Source organism: Hahella sp. CR1 (assembly GCF_029813005.1).
Lineage (GTDB): Bacteria > Pseudomonadota > Gammaproteobacteria > Pseudomonadales > Oleiphilaceae > Hahella.
On record NZ_JAPELK010000050.1, the window covers coordinates 1 to 633 of the forward strand.

At 52.4% G+C, this 633-nt stretch carries 1 protein-coding gene; it reads right to left on the reverse strand.

All coding sequences use genetic code 11. The features are described 5' to 3' along the window. Positions 1 to 633, reverse strand: a 633-nt coding sequence (locus tag ONV78_RS31870) for a condensation domain-containing protein (protein WP_279508627.1), incomplete at its 3' end; no start/stop codon positions are given.

Here is a 633-nt window from a genome sequence, read left to right on the forward strand (position 1 = left end):
TTGATTGGCGCGCCGGTTGAGTTCGCCATAGGTCAATTTGTCGTCTTCAAGTACGACCGCCACCGCATGCGGGGATTGCGCCGCCTGGGCTTCAAACAACTCATGGATGCATTGCTCGGCCGGGAAGGGGGCGGAGGTCTGATTCCAGTCAATGAGCAGCTTTTGTGTTTCTTGCTCGGTTAGCATATTCAATTCGCTCATCGCCGCGGAGGTCTCGGTGTGAGTCATGGCGATGAGAAGTTGTTGTAAATGCGCGAGCAGCCGACGAACGCTGTCCTCCGTGAAGCGCTGTGGTTGATACTGCAATTTAAAATGCAGCCGATCACTGGGAACTATAGATAAGGTCAAGGGGTAGTTTGTCGGTTCTTTGGCGACGACCTGTCCTATGGCGAATTGATCTGGAGACGACGCGGATTCTATTAATGAGGCGTCCAGTGGGTAGTTTTCGAATACAAGCAGTGATTCGAATAAATGTTGGCCGCCGCCGACCTCGCTGCAACGTTGAATATCTACTAAAGGCGCATAGCTGTACTGGTCGTGTGTGGCTTGGGCCTTATGTAATTGTTGCAGGCAGTCGGCGATAGAGAGGTTATCCGTCAGCTGCAGCCGCATGGGGACGCTGTTGATAAACAA